The organism is Psychrobacter immobilis (assembly GCF_904846285.1).
Classification (GTDB): domain Bacteria; phylum Pseudomonadota; class Gammaproteobacteria; order Pseudomonadales; family Moraxellaceae; genus Psychrobacter; species Psychrobacter immobilis_D.
This window is the reverse complement of sequence record NZ_CAJHAD010000007.1, coordinates 1-16,020: the sequence shown is the minus strand read 5'-3', so window position 1 is coordinate 16,020 and position 16,020 is coordinate 1. Positions and strand designations below refer to the sequence as shown.

Here is a 16,020-nt window from a genome sequence, read left to right as displayed (position 1 = left end):
AAATATTTATGCAGAAATAATGGCTTAATTAACTTTGGTTAATTCTAAATCCATCTTTTTACCATCATTAATTTGACTGACTTTTACCGGTAAGTAATCTAAGCTTGGCGCCAACCAAAAACTGGTCGAGCGACTGTTATCATCATGTACACGGTCGACACGTACGGTATCAAAGGTACCCGCTGGCACGGTAATTTTAGTATTACCCGATTTTTTAAAGGGCGTTTTCTCAATCTTATCTTTTTTCGCCATGTAATAGTTGCCAGAGAATTTACCGTTTAATAAATCTTGGCGAATTTGTATCTCAAGGCTCAAATCATCAAAAGCTTGTTGCGTCATGTTCAGGGTTGTTGATTTGCCTTTATAGTTACTCACTACTTTTTTAGTGCTTGGGTTAAAGTCCAATTTGTGTGTGCGACCAACGCCTAATAGTTTATAAGTGGTACTGGCTTGGGTTGGGATAACACTATTACCATTAATGGTAAAGGTGCTATTTTGCGCAGCGGTCGCGACACCAGCCACCCGAGCATCGACATTGTATTTCCACGTATTGCCAGACTTATTCAAAGTACGAGTAGCAGTACCTTTATATTTATCTTCAATGGTAAAGCTGTAGTTGGCGCTTGACGGTTCAATGTTCTTGGCGCTGGCAAGGGTAGGTGTGGTCATACTTAAAGCTCCAATCGCAGCAATACTCACCCCTGTGGTTAGGGCGCTTAAAAGTTTAGATGGGCTGCGTTTTGGGTTATTAGAATCATTTGCTAGAGATTGCTTATTTTGTGATAAAAAACTCATGGATATTCCTTAATTTGTTTTCAGGCTGTGATATCAGCTGTCATCAGTAACTGTTGTATTTTTATAAATCTTATTATGTGCTCAGCCTTATATATTGTCATACTCTGTTACATTTTCAAGGGCAGCGTTGGAGGCAAGCGTTTGGCTATTGTAGTCAATGTTGCTGGTTTCGCTAAACAGTGCATGAGCAGTAACGTGCTGTAAGCTTATTAAGCACTGGTCAGTTATCGACGAGGTGTAAACGATATAGTGTAATTTATAAGTATTGCAATACCAATGTACCATTCAAATCTATACTTTTAAAATCATGCTAAAGCCTTTAAAGCAGGGTTTTCTAAACAAATCACTTTTAATCCATGATATTCACCACTGAATAAGCGACGATGTGCAAAATTCTTGTAAATTTTTGGCCTTTACACTTGAACCGAACTCACCTTGCCCCCACTTTTTGATACAAGCTCAAAGCTTATCTTAAAGATGCTGCTTTTAAGTAGTCATTCTGATAGATCTTGGTATTGAGATCATTAATTCAAATAAACCCTTACTTTAAATAACCAACTTATTGGAGACATATTGATGAATATTCGTCCTTTACATGATCGTATTGTTGTCCGCCGCATAGAAGAAGAAACAAAAACGGCTGGTGGTATCTTGCTTCCTGGTTCTGCTCAAGAAAAACCTTCACAAGGTGAAGTGCTAGCAACTGGTAACGGTCAGATTCGTGACAACGGCGAAACTCGCGCGTTAGATGTAAAAACTGGCGACAAAGTCTTGTTCGGTCAATATGCTGGTCAAACGGTGAAAGTTGACGGCGAAGAACTATTGATTATGAAAGAATCTGATGTATTGGGTGTGTTAGAAGGCTAGTCCTTTTTGAGTATTTTTATACTCAGCGCATTTTGACAACATTATTGAAAAATTATTGAAACATTTAATTGCATTCTCATACTTATAATAGTGGAGTAATTTAACATGGCAAAAGACGTAAAATTCGGCATTGATGCCCGTAAACAAATGATGGATGGCGTAAATATCCTAGCAAACGCAGTGCGTGTGACTTTAGGTCCTAAAGGTCGTAACGTAGTTATCGATAAGTCTTTTGGCGCGCCTACCATCACTAAAGATGGTGTTTCAGTTGCCAAAGAAATCGAGCTTGAAAACAAATTCGAAAACATGGGCGCTCAATTAGTCCGTGAAGTGGCTAGCCGTACTAATGATGTTGCTGGTGATGGTACAACGACTGCAACTGTATTGGCTCAGTCAATCTTGCAAGAAGGCATGAAGTCAGTTGCTGCTGGCATGAACCCAATGGATCTGAAACGCGGTATCGATAAAGCGGTACGTGCAGCGGTTGAGCAAATTCATTTGCTATCAACCCCAGCTGATGATTCAAAAGCGATTGCTCAAGTTGGTTCTATCTCTGCTAACTCAGACACCAAAATTGGTGAGTTGATTGCTGAAGCGATGGAAAAAGTCGGTAAGCAAGGCGTTATAACGGTTGAAGAAGGTTCAAGCTTTGAAGATACCTTGGAAGTTGTCGAAGGTATGCAGTTTGACCGTGGTTATATCAGCCCGTACTTTGCTAATAAGCAAGACAGCCTAACCGCTGAGTTTGAAAACCCATACATCTTGCTGGTTGATAAAAAAATTAGCAATATCCGCGAAATCGTACCATTACTTGAGCAAGTGATGCAGCAGAGCAAACCTTTGCTAATCATCGCTGAAGACGTCGAAAACGAAGCCCTAGCAACGTTAGTAGTCAACAACATGCGTGGCGGCTTAAAAACTTGTGCCGTTAAAGCACCAGGTTTTGGCGATCGTCGTAAAGCTATGCTAGAAGATATCGCAACGTTAACTGGCGGTACCGTTATCTCTGAAGAGATTGGTCTGAGCCTTGAGACTGCTACTCTTGAGCAATTAGGTACGGCTAAAAAAGTCACTATCGGTAAAGAAAACACGGTAATCGTTGATGGCGCTGGTAACAAAGCTGATATCGAAAACCGCGTTGAATCTATCAAACGTCAAGTAGAAGAATCAACGTCTGACTACGATAAAGAAAAGCTTCAAGAGCGTATGGCGAAACTGGCTGGCGGCGTTGCCGTTATCAAAGTTGGCGCTGCGACTGAAACTGAAATGAAAGAGAAAAAAGATCGCGTTGATGATGCACTACATGCGACTCGCGCTGCGGTTGAAGAAGGCGTTGTACCTGGCGGCGGTGTTGCCCTAGTTCGTGCAATGAATGCATTGTCTGAGCTACGTGGAGATAACGATGACCAAAACGCGGGTATCAATATCTTACGTCGCGCAATGGAAGCACCATTACGTCAAATCGTGACCAACTCAGGCGAAGAAGCTTCAGTTGTGGTTAACGAAGTGAAGAGCGGTACTGGTAACTACGGTTACAACGCAGCTTCTGGCGAATACGGCGATATGCTAGAAATGGGTATCCTTGATCCAGCCAAAGTTGCACGTTCAGCACTAGAAAACGCTGCGTCTGTTGCTGGTCTTATGCTTACGACCGAAGTCATGATTACTGATTTGCCGCAGGGTGATGATGGTATGTCTGGCATGGGCGGCGGTGGAATGGGCGGTATGGGTGGAATGGGCGGCATGATGTAAGCTGCGCTAACACTTATTAAACCTAGTTCAAATAAAGCCCCGATAGGCTAAGCTTATCGGGGTTTTTTTATGCAAATTAGATATTGTTTTAAAAATTACTGACTTGCTTCCTCTCGTCTAAAGGTCCAATTTTTATCATCAGATGCATCTTCACAATAATAATATCCTGCCAAATTAAACTGCTTTAATTGCTCAGCATTGGTGAGTTTATTATCGGCAGCATATTTCACCATCAGTCCACGAGCTTTTTTTGCATAAAAGCTAATCACTTTATATTGACCATTCTTTTCATCTTCAAATCTCGGCGTGATAATTTCCGCATTCAGTGCTTTCTTTTTTATTACCTTAAAATATTCATTAGAAGCTAGGTTAATTAAAACTTTGTCATCACTATCTGCCATGCGTGCATTGACAATATTAGTCACTGCTTCGCCCCAAAACTCATATAAGTTATCACCGCGCTCATTTTTCAGCTTGGTGCCCATCTCTAGGCGATAAGGTTGAATTAAATCTAACGGTTTAAGCACACCATAAAGTCCTGACAAAATACCCAAATGTTCATTGACATAAATAGCCGTATCTTCGTCCATGTGATACATATCAAGTCCTGTATAAACATCACCATCGAATAAATAACCCGCAGCTTTGGCGGTATTACCAGATGCATCATCTGTAAAATGTTCATTTTCACTCCAAGCCCAGTCTTGATTACGCTTAGCATTAAGCTGCGCCAAATCGTCAGAGATGCTCATCAGCTCTTGCAAATCAATCGGCTCTTTTGCTTTTAAGTTTTTCATGAGGGTTTGCGAGTGTTCAATCAGCTCGGGCTGACTATAGTAGTTACCAAGATTAACTGGCACAACATCTTTCTCATTAAGAGATTTGGCAGGGGAAAGTAAAAAATACATGGTTATTCCTTATTTATAATGAGTTAAAGGGCGTTCTAATTAAGTGTCAAGTTTTCTTATTATACGGTAGACAGTATTTTATCTTGACTTAGTCGTAGCTGTTTTGTATTTTTAAGCGTCATCGTAGACATATGTCAAATATTAGAACAATTTATGCGCTAGCTCAGAGCTAATAGATTACAGGCTTTGCGCGCTTTTGGAAAAAATAAAAGTTTTTAATATAACAATAAAAGTTATGATGATGGTGTAAATACCTAACTTTTTATTTTACTTGTGGGTCATCATTAGACAATGAAAGTTAGCAGACGATATCTCTATAATAAAAAGCCATGATGGCAAAGCAGTCATCATTTATTAAATTGATAATCTTTGGTCTTAAGTGTTAAACCAACCATGACCAAAGATTTTTTTGTCCCCTGTGCTTTTTAAATGTGCGTTGAGGGTGTTAAAAGGTAGTCATTAGACGTGAGTATAGTCATTAGACGTAAGTAAGGAGACGGTATGAGAATCGGTGTTATTAGTGCAGATAGCGCAAGTGAAAGTCGGGTAGCGCTAACCCCAGACGCGGTAAAAAAATTACGTAAACTAGGGTTTGAAGTCGTCATTCAGTCAGGTGCAGGTCAAGCAGCATATTATGCTGATGAGCTGTATCAAGCGGCGGGTGCTGACATTGCTAGCAATAGTACCGAGGTCGTCAGCCAGTCGCAGATTATTACTACCGTCAATGACTTGCCAGCGACAGTAACTGAACATTTAACGGCCGGTCAAGTGGTTATCGGGATGCTTGACCCGTATCGCAATAGCCAGCTAGATACTTATGCGGCAAAAGGCGCCACCGTCTTTGCAATGGAGTTATTGCCACGTACTTTGTCGCGCGCACAAAATATGGACGTCTTGTCATCACAAGCCAACCTTGCCGGTTACAAAGCAGTATTGCTAGCTGCCAACGAATATTCGCGTCCGTTCCCCATGTTTATGACTTCAGCCGGTACGGTTAAACCTGCCAAAGTCGTTATCTTAGGCGTTGGCGTTGCAGGCTTGCAAGCGATTGCCACAGCGAAGCGTTTAGGCGCTGTCGTTGAAGCAAGTGATTTACGTCCGACGGCTCGCGAGCAAGTAGAATCCTTAGGTGGTAAATGGCTTGATGTACCGATGAGTGCAGAGGAAGCTGAGACAGCTAAGTCTACAGGAGGCTATGCTTGGACACCATCAGAGCAATATGTCAAAGACCAAGCAGCAGTGGTTGACAAGGCATTGAGCAATGCTGATATCGTCATTACCACAGCGCAAATTCCTGGTCGTAATGCACCGCGTTTGGTGCATGGGGCGACGCTTGCCAAAATGAAAGCGGGCTCAGTGCTGATTGATATGGCGGCTGGTACCGGTGGCAACGTCGAAGGCAGTGTACCAGATGAAACGATTACCACAGCAAATGGCGTGCGTATTGTTGGGGCGGCTAATATTCCATCGCAACTGGCAGCGCAGTCTTCAGATTTATATGCCAACAACCTTGTTAATTTTATCACCACTTTAATTGCTCCTGCAGCTACAGACGACGCTTCAGCGAAGACACTGGCACTAAATTTAGATATGAATGATGAGATTCAGGGGGCGTTAGCGGTGACGCATGACCACCAAGTACGCCTTGCTAAACGCTAAGCCTTAAACCTTAAGCCTCGACTACCTCATTACCCTACATTTGCCAGACACGAACAAATTTTTAGGAGGATTAGATGATTGCCACTATTTTAGCTGCAGCGCCAGCCGGTGCGGCCATGAGTAGCACACCGTTTGTAGCGATTTTTACCGTATTTGTACTCGCTATTTTTGTCGGCTACTACGTCGTTTGGGGCGTTACCCCTGCACTACATACACCATTGATGGCGGTCACCAACGCTTTATCAAGTATTGTCATCGTCGGTGCGATGCTACAGACCGTCACTATTGACGGTTCAATGTTTACCCCGACCAGTTTACTAGGTGCCTTTGCGGTATTTTTAGCCAGTATCAATATCTTCGGTGGTTTTGCCGTGACTGAGCGTATGCTTGCGATGTTTAAACCTAAAGCGAAAAAAGCACCTGCTCTTGAAACTGGGACGACTGAAAGCGGAGGCGATGCATGAGCGATTTAACAAATATGATTGCAGCAAATGCAGATTGGTTTTACTTAGTGGGTGCCATTCTTTTTGTCTTAACCTTACGGGGTTTATCTAGTCCAAAAACTGCTATTCGCGGTAACCGCTTTGGTATGGTGGCGATGGCGATTGCCGTAGCAACGACATTCTTCTTAGCGAAAGGTCCCGTGCTTTGGTTGATTATCGGTGCGATGGTATTGGGTGCACTCGTCGGCATGTGGAAAGCAAAAACGGTCGCCATGACCCAAATGCCAGAAACCGTGGCCTTGATGCATTCATTTGTTGGTTTGGCAGCGGTGGCGATTGCATTAGCAACGGTACTGCATACTGAACAACAGCATGGCGCGGTTGCCCGTGTTGAATTGTTTATCGGTTGTTTCATTGGTGCGATTACTTTCTCAGCGTCGGTCTTTGCCTTTGGTAAATTGGCAGCGAAGAGTTGGGCGAAAACTTTGGTTGGTAGTTGGGTAAAACCCGTACAGGCACTGTTATTTATTGCTATGATTGGTTTTGGTATCGTCTACTTTATGACCGATTCATTGCCAGCATTTTATGCGATGGCAGTGATTGCAGTCATCTTTGGTTGGATGTGGATTGCGCCAATCGGTGGCGGTGATATGCCAGTGGTTGTGTCACTATTGAACTCGTTCTCAGGTTGGGCAGCAGCAGGTATTGGTTTCACCCTTGGCAACTCGATGCTCATTATCGCAGGTTCGCTTGTTGGTTCATCAGGTGCGATTTTATCTTATATCATGTGTAAAGCCATGAACCGCTCATTGCTTAATGTCTTGTTTGGCGGTATGGGTACGACAGCTGCCGCAGCGGGTGGCGATGATGGCGCACCAAAGAATTATAAAGCAGGCTCAGCAGAAGATGCTGGTTTCTTAATGGCCAATGCCAGTAGTGTGGTCATTGTACCGGGTTACGGTATGGCGCAAGGCCGTGCACAAAACGCGGTCAAAGAATTGTATGAGCTATTAAAAGAAGAAGGCGTCAATGTACGTTTTGCGATTCATCCGGTCGCTGGTCGTATGCCAGGACACATGAACGTACTATTGGCTGAAGCCGATGTCCCTTATGATGATATTCTTGAGATGGATGAGATTAACTCTGACTTCGCCAGTACTGATGTGGTATTAGTCATAGGTGCCAATGACGTTGTTAATCCTTCAGCAAAAGATGATCCATCGTCGCCAATCTTTGGTATGCCGATTTTAGATGTCACCAAAGCGCAAACAGTGATGGTCATCAAACGTTCGATGAACACGGGTTATGCAGGTCTTGATAACAGCTTATTCTATATGGACAAAACTATGATGATCTTTGGTGATGCCAAGAAAATGGTCGAAGAGATGGTCCGTAGTATCAATGGCGCGCATTAATCCATAAAGTAAGTGATTAAAGATAAGTTATTAAATCTAAGCTTTGCCATAAAAAAGTCACTGAGGTGGCTTTTTTTGCGTTAAGGTAGGCAGCATTTACATTCAACTATATCCAATCATGATTAATAAATAATAATAGTTAAGAGATATCCCTATGAACATGTTGATACGTTTTTTTATTATGGTCAGCTTATTAAAGCAGCAGCTTAAACAGCAAGCAGTTAGCGAACACTTAAGTGTCGAAACCTTGACGGCACCAATTGTACGTCACTATCGAGTGTTGCCACATGACATGGGCTTTCGTGATCATCTACCCAATTATCGCTACTTATCTTTTATTGAGTTAAACATCACCAACTGGCTGATGGCGTGCTGTCATCAAAAGGGCATTAAAAATCTCGGCTGGATTATCGCCATGCAAGAAATGGTCTATCTCAAAGAAATTAAGTTTCTGAGAAAAATGACCGTAAATAGTGCGCTTGTCGGGTGGGATAAAAAATACGTTTATTTTGAAACGCGCTTCTTTGTGAAAGACCAGTTGATGGGCGTCGGTATGACTAAGTTTGTATTGACCAATAAAAAAGGTAAATGTGTGCCAGAGATATTGGATATGACAGGCGCGCATACAAATGAGATCATTGATTCTTGGAATCAGCATCAAGTAGCGATTAAGTCTTATGAATCTGCTAAATAGAGAAAATAAGCTAAATCAATAAAGGCTGCATGACGAACTTGTCTATAATCAGCGGGCGAATTTTGCTACGATAGAGGGTATTAAATGGTCAAGAAAATGGTTAAGCAAATAACCAGTCAAGCTGACCATCAATTCGATGACATTTATAAAATGATGACAAGTTAAGGATCTACCATGACCCCGCAAAAATTAAAATGGACAGACAGCTTAGATATTGCTATTGAGCTTTACGAAAAATTTCCAGAGACCGATCCGCAGTATATTCGCTTTACCGATTTGCATCGCTGGGTGACTGAACTTGAACGCTTTGATGATGACCCGCAGCGCTCAAACGAAGGTATCTTGGAAGCCATTCAAATGAACTGGATTGATGAGGCAGATTAGAGTAATGCTGCAATATCAATTGTATAAACACTCATTTCAAATATTTTTTTAAATAGCATTTTAAATAAAAATCAGCATTAATATATAGGACATGCCCAATTATGACATCAGAAATCAAAGAGCTACTCGAAGCGATAGCGTGCAAAGGCATCAGCGTTCGCACCACCAATAATGCTGAAATTAGCCATGAAACGGCAAAATTGGGCCGGTTATGGCAAAAGTTTTATCAAAACTACATGGGTGATTTGCCTGAAGGTCAGGATATTTATGGTATCTACCACAATTATGAAAGTGCTGATTTAGTAGGAGCGTTTGATGTTGTCGCTGGTTGGGAAGTGGACAATGAGCAGGCGCCGCCGGATAATGCGGCGGTCGCCAATACAAGTAACCTTGTAACAATAGCCATTCCTGCAGGGAAATACTTGGTCTTTTCCGAAACAGGCAATATGCCTAATACAGTCATGAATGCGTGGGAGAAGGCGTGGGAGTACTTTAACGACCCAAGCTGTGAGCATACTCGCACTTATAATGTCGATTTTGAGCACTATATTGATGGTAATTTAGAGTATGGACAAGTTGATGTTTATATTGGGATTGAGTAGATTATTTAAGTATAAAGGTGGGTTAGCTCAAGCTTAACTCACCAATTGAATGATTGTATATAAAGGTAGGTTAAAGCGGCTTAATACTTATACTCTTTCTAAACACGATGACATTAACACCCGTTAGCTGCTTTAACTCTCTTTCTAAATTTTCAAAATCAGACTTGGTAAGATTTTTGGGGTAGTAGCTGATTGAGAGGTTGAGTTCTGAATCGCCTGAGTAACCAAGAGATTGTAATTTAGCGCCGTAGCTTTCTACAATACTCGCTACTTCGTTAACATGTTCGTCATTATAAATCGAAAAATTTTCTATCTGATCTTGGTTAATTGCTGATAGCTCTGAATTTTTCAGGCTTCCTATCTCATCAATTACTTTACTTTCTAAAATGTTTATTACGATAGATGTCCCTACCAAATCTGATAATGTTTTAGTTAACTGTAACCGTTTAGCGTCTGATATATCAGCATTTAGGACATAAACATCAGCTACCGTTATGATCCCTGTATCTGAATAAGCCAGCCCTTGCAACTCACCGCCATAATTTTCGATAATACGTTTTATCTCATTAACTTGTTCATCGTCATTGAGTGCAGACCATTCTAGTTGAGTAATAGAGTGGTTAATAGAAGCGGATTGATTAGAATAGTCGTAGCTAGTAGTACTGCTTCCAGATTCTGTTTTATTAGTATAGATGTTAGGATATATTTTTTGTGCATTGTCGCAGGCACTTATTGTTAAACTAAAGCCAGTGGCTACATAAATTAAAAGAGGTTTATTGATTTTAAATATTTTCATAGCCGCTTTCCTATAGATTACTTATCACCTAATAACAAATTCTCTAAAATCCCTTCATATATCTGCGCCAATTTCCCCAAGTCATCTATTTCCACCTTTTCATCGACCTGATGAATGGTGGCATTACGTACGCCAAGCTCAACCACTTGCGCACCGGTTGGCGCGATAAAGCGTCCGTCTGAAGTACCCCCTGATGTAGATAATGTGGTATCAACATCGGTCACAGATTTAATCGCTTGCTGGCAGGCTGAGACCAATTTGTTTTCAGGGGTTAAAAATGGCTGACCGGATAATTTCCAATGAATATCATAACTGGCTTTGCTATTCTCAAAATGCTTATCAAAAATAGCATGAGTTCTTACTTTTAATTCTTCTTCCGTCGTTTCTGTGGAAAAGCGGAAGTTAAAGATAACGGTTAGCGTTTCAGGAATAACGTTGGTTGCGCCCGTACCGCCATTGATATTAGAGATTTGCAGGGAAGTCGCAGGGAAATACTCGTTGCCGTTATCCCAAGTGGCATTGGTTAATTCTGCTAATGCCGCCATTGCCGCATGAATCGGATTGCAAGCCAGATGCGGGTAGGCAACATGACCTTGTTTGCCAGTGACGGTCAGCTCGGCGCCTAATGAGCCGCGGCGACCGTTTTTAATGATATCGCCAAGCGTGTCGGTACTTGATGGTTCGCCAACGAGGCAATAGGTAATTTTCTCATTGCGCGCTTCTAAGGTTTCAATGACTTTGACCGTGCCATTGATGGACGGGCCTTCTTCATCTGCGGTGATAAGCATCGCAATAGAGCCATTGTGCTTAGGATGATTAGCGACAAAACGCTCGGCGGCAACGGTAAAGGCTGCAATGCCAGTTTTCATATCAGCAGCACCGCGCGCCCATAAATAACCGTTTGCAATGGTTGGGGTAAATGGCGGATAAGTCCAATTTTTTTCATCACCCGTAGGCACAACGTCGGTATGACCAGCAAAACAAATAACTGGATCAGTAGTGCCACGGCGCGCCCATAAGTTTTTGACTTCAGCCTGCTCGCCTTTTGCCTGTCTATCACCGTAATACATAAACTCACAGTCAAACCCTGCTTGTTGCAAGCGCTCTGACAATATATCTTGGCAGCCGTCATCATCTGGGGTGACGGAAGGACGTTCAAGTAGGGCGATACTTAATGCTAAGGTTTGCTGTTGATGGGTTTTACTATTATTTTCTGAACTCATGACATTCCTAGATAAGTTGATTTAATATTTCTTGTGATATAATCTGGCTTATTTTTATAAGATTTATCTAATACTGATGTTTATCAACTCTGATGGTCAAAATAACTTTAGTTTTTATCCAAGTAAATTTTCTCATAATCGCCGTAATATATTGCTAGATACTCTGTAATGCACTTTTCGGCTGGGGTATTATTATAGTTTTTAACTTTGTCACTGTTGTAAGCACTCACATAGCCACCTGCAGAAATGACATCACCCATTTTATAACTTGTTCCTAATAATTTTAAAGTCTTATAATGACTATCAAAAGTTGCTTGTCCTTCGGGAAATACGGGTGTCATCCATCTGCTTCCGTCAAATGCAAGTAGACACTCGTCCTCATATTTGAATTCAGTAGTAATAGCGGTCGGATTAATTATTAGAGGTTTTTCAGGAGTGGATTTTGGTAAATAGTAGGTAAAAAAGAACTCATTGTGTTGTTGAGTAGGGGTTTGATGATTAAGCGTCTCGCAGCTAACAATTAGAGGAAACATAACAATTAAGAGTAAGCTTCTAAATAAGGTTTTATGCATTGTCATTATCCTTAATTAACAAGGCTTATTTAAAGTAAAAGTAATAGCTGATGAATTTTAAATATTGTCTTCAACAAAAGGCACTAGACCATCACGGCGCATCCAAGTCGCGATAGAATAACGCTGACGATGAGCAATTTGTACTTGATGTTGTAGGTCACTATCAAATATGACCAGTCTATTGGCAACAGGCATGACATTATGATGAATGCCATGTTTATCGACGATTTCTAAAGCGCCGCCGTCACTATCGCTCCAATCATCATTGAGATAAAACACCGCCGAGATAACGCGCTCATCACGCCCAGCCGGATTATCGCTATGCCATTGATAGCCAAAACCCACTGGATAACAAGCATAATGCGCCTCACTATGGCGAATACCAGCAAACAAACTGCGATTAAACAACGCGGCAAGCGCATTGATACTTTGCAGATAGTAAAACCCTGCAAAGAAGTTTTCGGTAATCCAGCGGATGCGGTCGCCGCGAATATCACTGATACGCACACCCGCAGTTAGCTCTGCGTCACGATACTCAATAAAACCGCTCTCGGACTGCAAGGCTAACAGTGCTTTATTCTCAAACACCCCGTCAATAATCATCCAACCATCATCTACAAACTTATCTAGCTGTTTATCCGTTAGCTTATTTTGCCAATCGACATCAAAGTCGGATAACGCTAATACGTTCTGAGTTGGTGGCTTTTGGTTATCGTCGCCATCATGAGGAAACAGTAATGGAGGATTGTCTTGTCCAATCGGATTCTCAACGACTAGCTGTGTCACCTCAAGATTGCTAATAATCTGCGTCATTTTGTCTCGCCGTTATCAATAAACATGCCATTCGCTGTCAATACACAGCCAATCCATGCCTTTTTACCAAAACCATCGTTATCTTTTACCCTGTCTATGCTACCATAGATGCAATTTTTCTTATTTAAACTTTTGATCTTATGAATTATAAACACGCCTATCACGCTGGTAACTTTGCCGATGTCGTTAAACACATTTTATTGGTACAACTACTGAATCAAATGGGGCAAAAAAACAAACCTTTTTATGTGCTGGATGCTTATGGCGGTCGTGGACTGTATTCGCTCGGCAGTGAAGAGGCGCGCAAAACAGGTGAATCCAAAGGCGGTATCCAAGCCTTGGTAAAAGCTGACGTCGAAAAAGCACCGACGGCAGTCAAAGACTATATGGAAGGCATTAAGCAAGCGCGTTTCACTTATGACAAAAAAGTCTATCCCGGATCGCCGTGGTGGATTGCGCATCATGTGGAGAAAAATCCAGATGCTGGTGTACGCGCTGAAGCGTTTGAGGCCAAAGCCAGTGAATATGATGCACTGAATTATCAGCTGCATAAATTGCCAATTGGTATTCATCATCGTAATGCCTTTGAAGGTATCGCTGCTGTGATTCCGCCAAAAGAGAAGCGTGGTCTGATTTTCCTTGATCCTCCTTACGAGCAAGAGCACAAAGACTTTACACGCCTGATTAATCTATTGGTCGCCTCTTATGAGAAATGGCCACAAGGTACTTATGCGTTATGGTATCCCATTAAAAACATCGAAGCGGTTGAGCTGTTCCATAAAAAGCTTAAACGTACCGAGATGAGACGTCAATTGGTCTGTGAGCTTAATATATATCCTAACGATATCGCCGTCGGTCTGAATGGTACAGGTTTACTGATTATCAATCCGCCTTGGCAGTTTGACAATCATGCACGTGAGATATTACGCTTTTTACAACCGGTGTTAAAAGTTGAAGATGCGCCAGACTTGTCTGCAGACAGTGCTACTAATGTCCGCTGGCTAGTTGGCGAATAAGGATATCTTTATGACGACTGATCACTCATCAAATAGCTTAGTAACCGACAAGGTTATGAATGACGGTTTGGTAAAAGAGCCACTATTACAAGATAGCGCTGCCACTCAGCCGCCTTTTGTCGATGAGCATGAGTTCAATATTCGCCTAGCGGATAATGACAATTATGATGGCTTAACCTTTGAGGTGATTGAAGCAGAAGTTGCTGAAGGCAAGCGCGTGGTCAGTCGCGGTGTGTATTTAGCACCCAATCTCATCACGACTTTATCGTTACTATCAGGTTTCTATTCTATTTTAGCCAGTACCCAAGGCGAGTTTTATAAAGCATCACTGGCGATTTTCTTATCCGCCATTCTTGATGGTGCCGATGGGCGAGTTGCACGTATGCTGAATGCGCAAAGCCCTTTTGGCGAGCAGTACGACTCACTCGCTGATATGCTAGCTTTTGGCGTTGCACCTGCGATTTTAATATATAGCTTTGCTTTAGAGCCTTTAGGTCGGATTGGTCTTGGTTGCGCTTTCGTCTTTACCGCTTGCGCCGCTTTCCGCCTCGCGCGTTTTAACGTTCAAGTTGGTATTGTCGATAAAAAGTACTTTGTCGGCTTGGCAAGTCCGCTCGCTGCTATATTAGTGACAGCAGCGGTGATGGTTGCGGTCGATCATAATGAATGGATCGGACAATACGATACTGGCGTTATGTTTTTATTTGCCGCTTGGGTCGTTATCTGCGGCTTATTGATGGTCAGCAACGTCAAATACTATAGCTTTAAAGAGTTCGATAAAAAGAAAGTGCCTTTTGTTGTCCTCATTATCGGCGTATTGGTGATGAGTATCATCTTATATGATATCCCTGTAGGCATCTTAGCAATTGGTATTATTTATGCCTTGTCAGGTATTGTTACCACCTTACAAACCAAAGTTAGCAGTTAACGCTATGACTGCTTTATAGTAGATTTTAGCTTAAGACATGCACATACGAACCGCCTATTTTTTAATAGGCGGTTCGTATGTGGGAAATGTTTATAGGATAAATAATAAGATTGAAAGTTCAGAATATAAGTAGAGGGGTTTAATACAAAAGACTAAGAATGAATTTTAATAGGATGCCTTATAAAGTGCTATGGTATAGATTCTTCATTCAATATTGAAGTATCGTTTTAAAAAGTATCATTCTAACATTGGTATTTCTATGACTTCATATAATCAAAGTCGAGGTTATTATGCTGAACTTACCTAGTTTTAATCGTCCATTGTCTATCTCAAATGTATCAGCGCACCTATTAAAAGGGTTAATGGCAAGTACTTTACTTTCATTGTCATTCGTTTCAATATCTTCACATGCTGCTACTAGCAACTCAGTAAGTGCAATATCTCGCGCTGAAGCGGCCAATCCTGCTAACTTTTATCATTTAAATATCAATGCTGGCGCCGTTACTTCTGCATCAGCGCCGTGTTCTACGAAAAAAGGACTGATTACTTGTGGACTTGAAAAGCTTAAACTCATCAATAGCAGTATTAATGAAGTAGATGCTGACTATGATTTGGCACAAGCTTTTTACTATCCGTCAAAATCACAGCCTAAGACAGCTGTCGTTGTTATTACTCGCTCTGGTCTAATGGATGATAGTGTTAGCGCAGAACGTTATCGTATTAGCTTTGCGTTAAGAGGTAAGTCGTCTGATTTAAATTGGCAGTGGGTGCAGTATGGGGTTCAATATCAATGTCTGCGCGGTAACAAAATAGGAAAATGGACGAAGAATCTTTGCCCTTAATATCGTCTCAAATTTAAATCGTAAGCAATCAAGGGGTTAGGCTATATATTAATTTAAACCTCCAGACCCCCTTGACCCCCTACTAAAACCGCGTATAATGCCACCCAGTCGGAAGGGAAGGCAGATTGGAGAATGATTTATTATTCTAATCAACCTAACCAAGACTGAGTAAATCATTATTAGTTTAAACCCAGTTTCAAACTAAATAAAAATAACCTCTTGACTTACTGATTAAAGCGTCTATAATACGCACCTCATTAAGACAAACGGAATGACTTATATGTGAATTTACATATAACAAACCTGACTAA

Annotated in this window: 17 protein-coding genes; 11 read left to right on the top strand and 6 right to left on the bottom strand. The window is 41.5% G+C overall.

The features are described from left to right. Positions 1-24 precede the first annotated feature (24 nt). Positions 25-795: a DUF3108 domain-containing protein gene (locus JMX13_RS05875; RefSeq protein WP_201610919.1), complete on the bottom strand. Its 771-nt coding sequence runs from the start codon at positions 793-795 to the stop codon at positions 25-27. Positions 796-1,368: 573 nt separating this feature from the next. Here JMX13_RS05875 and JMX13_RS05870 point away from each other — a divergent pair. Next, positions 1,369-1,662 (top strand): co-chaperone GroES, encoded by a 294-nt coding sequence (locus tag JMX13_RS05870; RefSeq protein WP_041757514.1) that lies wholly within the window; start codon positions 1,369-1,371, stop codon positions 1,660-1,662. 105 nt (positions 1,663-1,767) lie between these two features. Next, positions 1,768-3,414: a chaperonin GroEL gene (gene groL, locus JMX13_RS05865; RefSeq protein ID WP_201610917.1), complete on the top strand. Its 1,647-nt coding sequence runs from the start codon at positions 1,768-1,770 to the stop codon at positions 3,412-3,414. Between the two features lie 95 nt (positions 3,415-3,509). Here the strand turns inward: groL and yaaA are convergent, their stop codons facing one another. Continuing rightward, positions 3,510-4,322, bottom strand: coding sequence for a peroxide stress protein YaaA (gene yaaA / locus JMX13_RS05860; RefSeq protein WP_201610909.1), 813 nt, complete (start codon positions 4,320-4,322; stop codon positions 3,510-3,512). A 501-nt stretch (positions 4,323-4,823) separates the two neighbouring features. On the opposite strand from yaaA, the gene JMX13_RS05855 reads away from it, so the two are divergent. The 6 genes from JMX13_RS05855 (at position 4,824) to JMX13_RS05830 (ending at position 9,519) form a co-directional block, all read left to right on the top strand. Continuing rightward, positions 4,824-5,981, top strand: coding sequence for an NAD(P) transhydrogenase subunit alpha (locus JMX13_RS05855; protein WP_201610907.1), 1,158 nt, complete (start codon positions 4,824-4,826; stop codon positions 5,979-5,981). 116 nt (positions 5,982-6,097) lie between these two features. Beyond that, positions 6,098-6,445: a proton-translocating transhydrogenase family protein gene (locus tag JMX13_RS05850; protein ID WP_201611167.1), complete on the top strand. Its 348-nt coding sequence runs from the start codon at positions 6,098-6,100 to the stop codon at positions 6,443-6,445. Between the two features lie 14 nt (positions 6,446-6,459). Further along, positions 6,460-7,839: an NAD(P)(+) transhydrogenase (Re/Si-specific) subunit beta gene (locus tag JMX13_RS05845; protein WP_201611159.1), complete on the top strand. Its 1,380-nt coding sequence runs from the start codon at positions 6,460-6,462 to the stop codon at positions 7,837-7,839. Between the two features lie 154 nt (positions 7,840-7,993). Continuing rightward, positions 7,994-8,533 (top strand): acyl-CoA thioesterase, encoded by a 540-nt coding sequence (locus tag JMX13_RS05840; protein WP_201610899.1) that lies wholly within the window; start codon positions 7,994-7,996, stop codon positions 8,531-8,533. Positions 8,534-8,707: 174 nt separating this feature from the next. Further along, positions 8,708-8,917, top strand: a complete 210-nt coding sequence (iscX, locus tag JMX13_RS05835) for a Fe-S cluster assembly protein IscX (protein ID WP_201610897.1) — start codon at positions 8,708-8,710, stop codon at positions 8,915-8,917. Between the two features lie 101 nt (positions 8,918-9,018). Next, positions 9,019-9,519, top strand: a complete 501-nt coding sequence (locus JMX13_RS05830; RefSeq protein ID WP_201610881.1) for a GyrI-like domain-containing protein — start codon at positions 9,019-9,021, stop codon at positions 9,517-9,519. A 70-nt stretch (positions 9,520-9,589) separates the two neighbouring features. Here JMX13_RS05830 and JMX13_RS05825 read toward each other — a convergent pair whose 3' ends face one another. From JMX13_RS05825 to JMX13_RS05810, 4 genes are all read right to left on the bottom strand, one after another. After that, the gene (locus JMX13_RS05825) at positions 9,590-10,315 is read right to left on the bottom strand and encodes a hypothetical protein (protein WP_201610879.1); all 726 of its coding nucleotides are present in this window, start codon (positions 10,313-10,315) and stop codon (positions 9,590-9,592) included. A gap of 17 nt (positions 10,316-10,332) precedes the next feature. Next, positions 10,333-11,538 carry a succinyl-diaminopimelate desuccinylase gene (dapE, locus tag JMX13_RS05820; protein ID WP_201610877.1) on the bottom strand — a complete coding sequence of 402 codons (1,206 nt, stop codon included), beginning with the start codon at positions 11,536-11,538 and terminating at the stop codon, positions 10,333-10,335. A gap of 107 nt (positions 11,539-11,645) precedes the next feature. Next, positions 11,646-12,110, bottom strand: a complete 465-nt coding sequence (locus JMX13_RS05815) for a hypothetical protein (RefSeq protein WP_201610870.1) — start codon at positions 12,108-12,110, stop codon at positions 11,646-11,648. 57 nt (positions 12,111-12,167) lie between these two features. Continuing rightward, positions 12,168-12,923, bottom strand: a complete 756-nt coding sequence (locus JMX13_RS05810; RefSeq protein WP_201610862.1) for a 2OG-Fe(II) oxygenase — start codon at positions 12,921-12,923, stop codon at positions 12,168-12,170. A gap of 140 nt (positions 12,924-13,063) precedes the next feature. Here JMX13_RS05810 and JMX13_RS05805 point away from each other — a divergent pair, with 140 nt between their 5' ends. The 3 genes from JMX13_RS05805 (at position 13,064) to JMX13_RS05795 (ending at position 15,709) form a co-directional block, all read left to right on the top strand. Continuing rightward, complete coding sequence (locus JMX13_RS05805) at positions 13,064-13,939, top strand: 23S rRNA (adenine(2030)-N(6))-methyltransferase RlmJ (RefSeq protein ID WP_183621181.1); 876 nt, start codon at positions 13,064-13,066, stop codon at positions 13,937-13,939. Positions 13,940-13,949: 10 nt separating this feature from the next. Further along, positions 13,950-14,867, top strand: coding sequence for a CDP-diacylglycerol--serine O-phosphatidyltransferase (gene pssA, locus JMX13_RS05800; RefSeq protein WP_227686232.1), 918 nt, complete (start codon positions 13,950-13,952; stop codon positions 14,865-14,867). Between the two features lie 290 nt (positions 14,868-15,157). Beyond that, positions 15,158-15,709: a hypothetical protein gene (locus tag JMX13_RS05795; RefSeq protein WP_227686231.1), complete on the top strand. Its 552-nt coding sequence runs from the start codon at positions 15,158-15,160 to the stop codon at positions 15,707-15,709. Positions 15,710-16,020 lie beyond the last annotated feature (311 nt).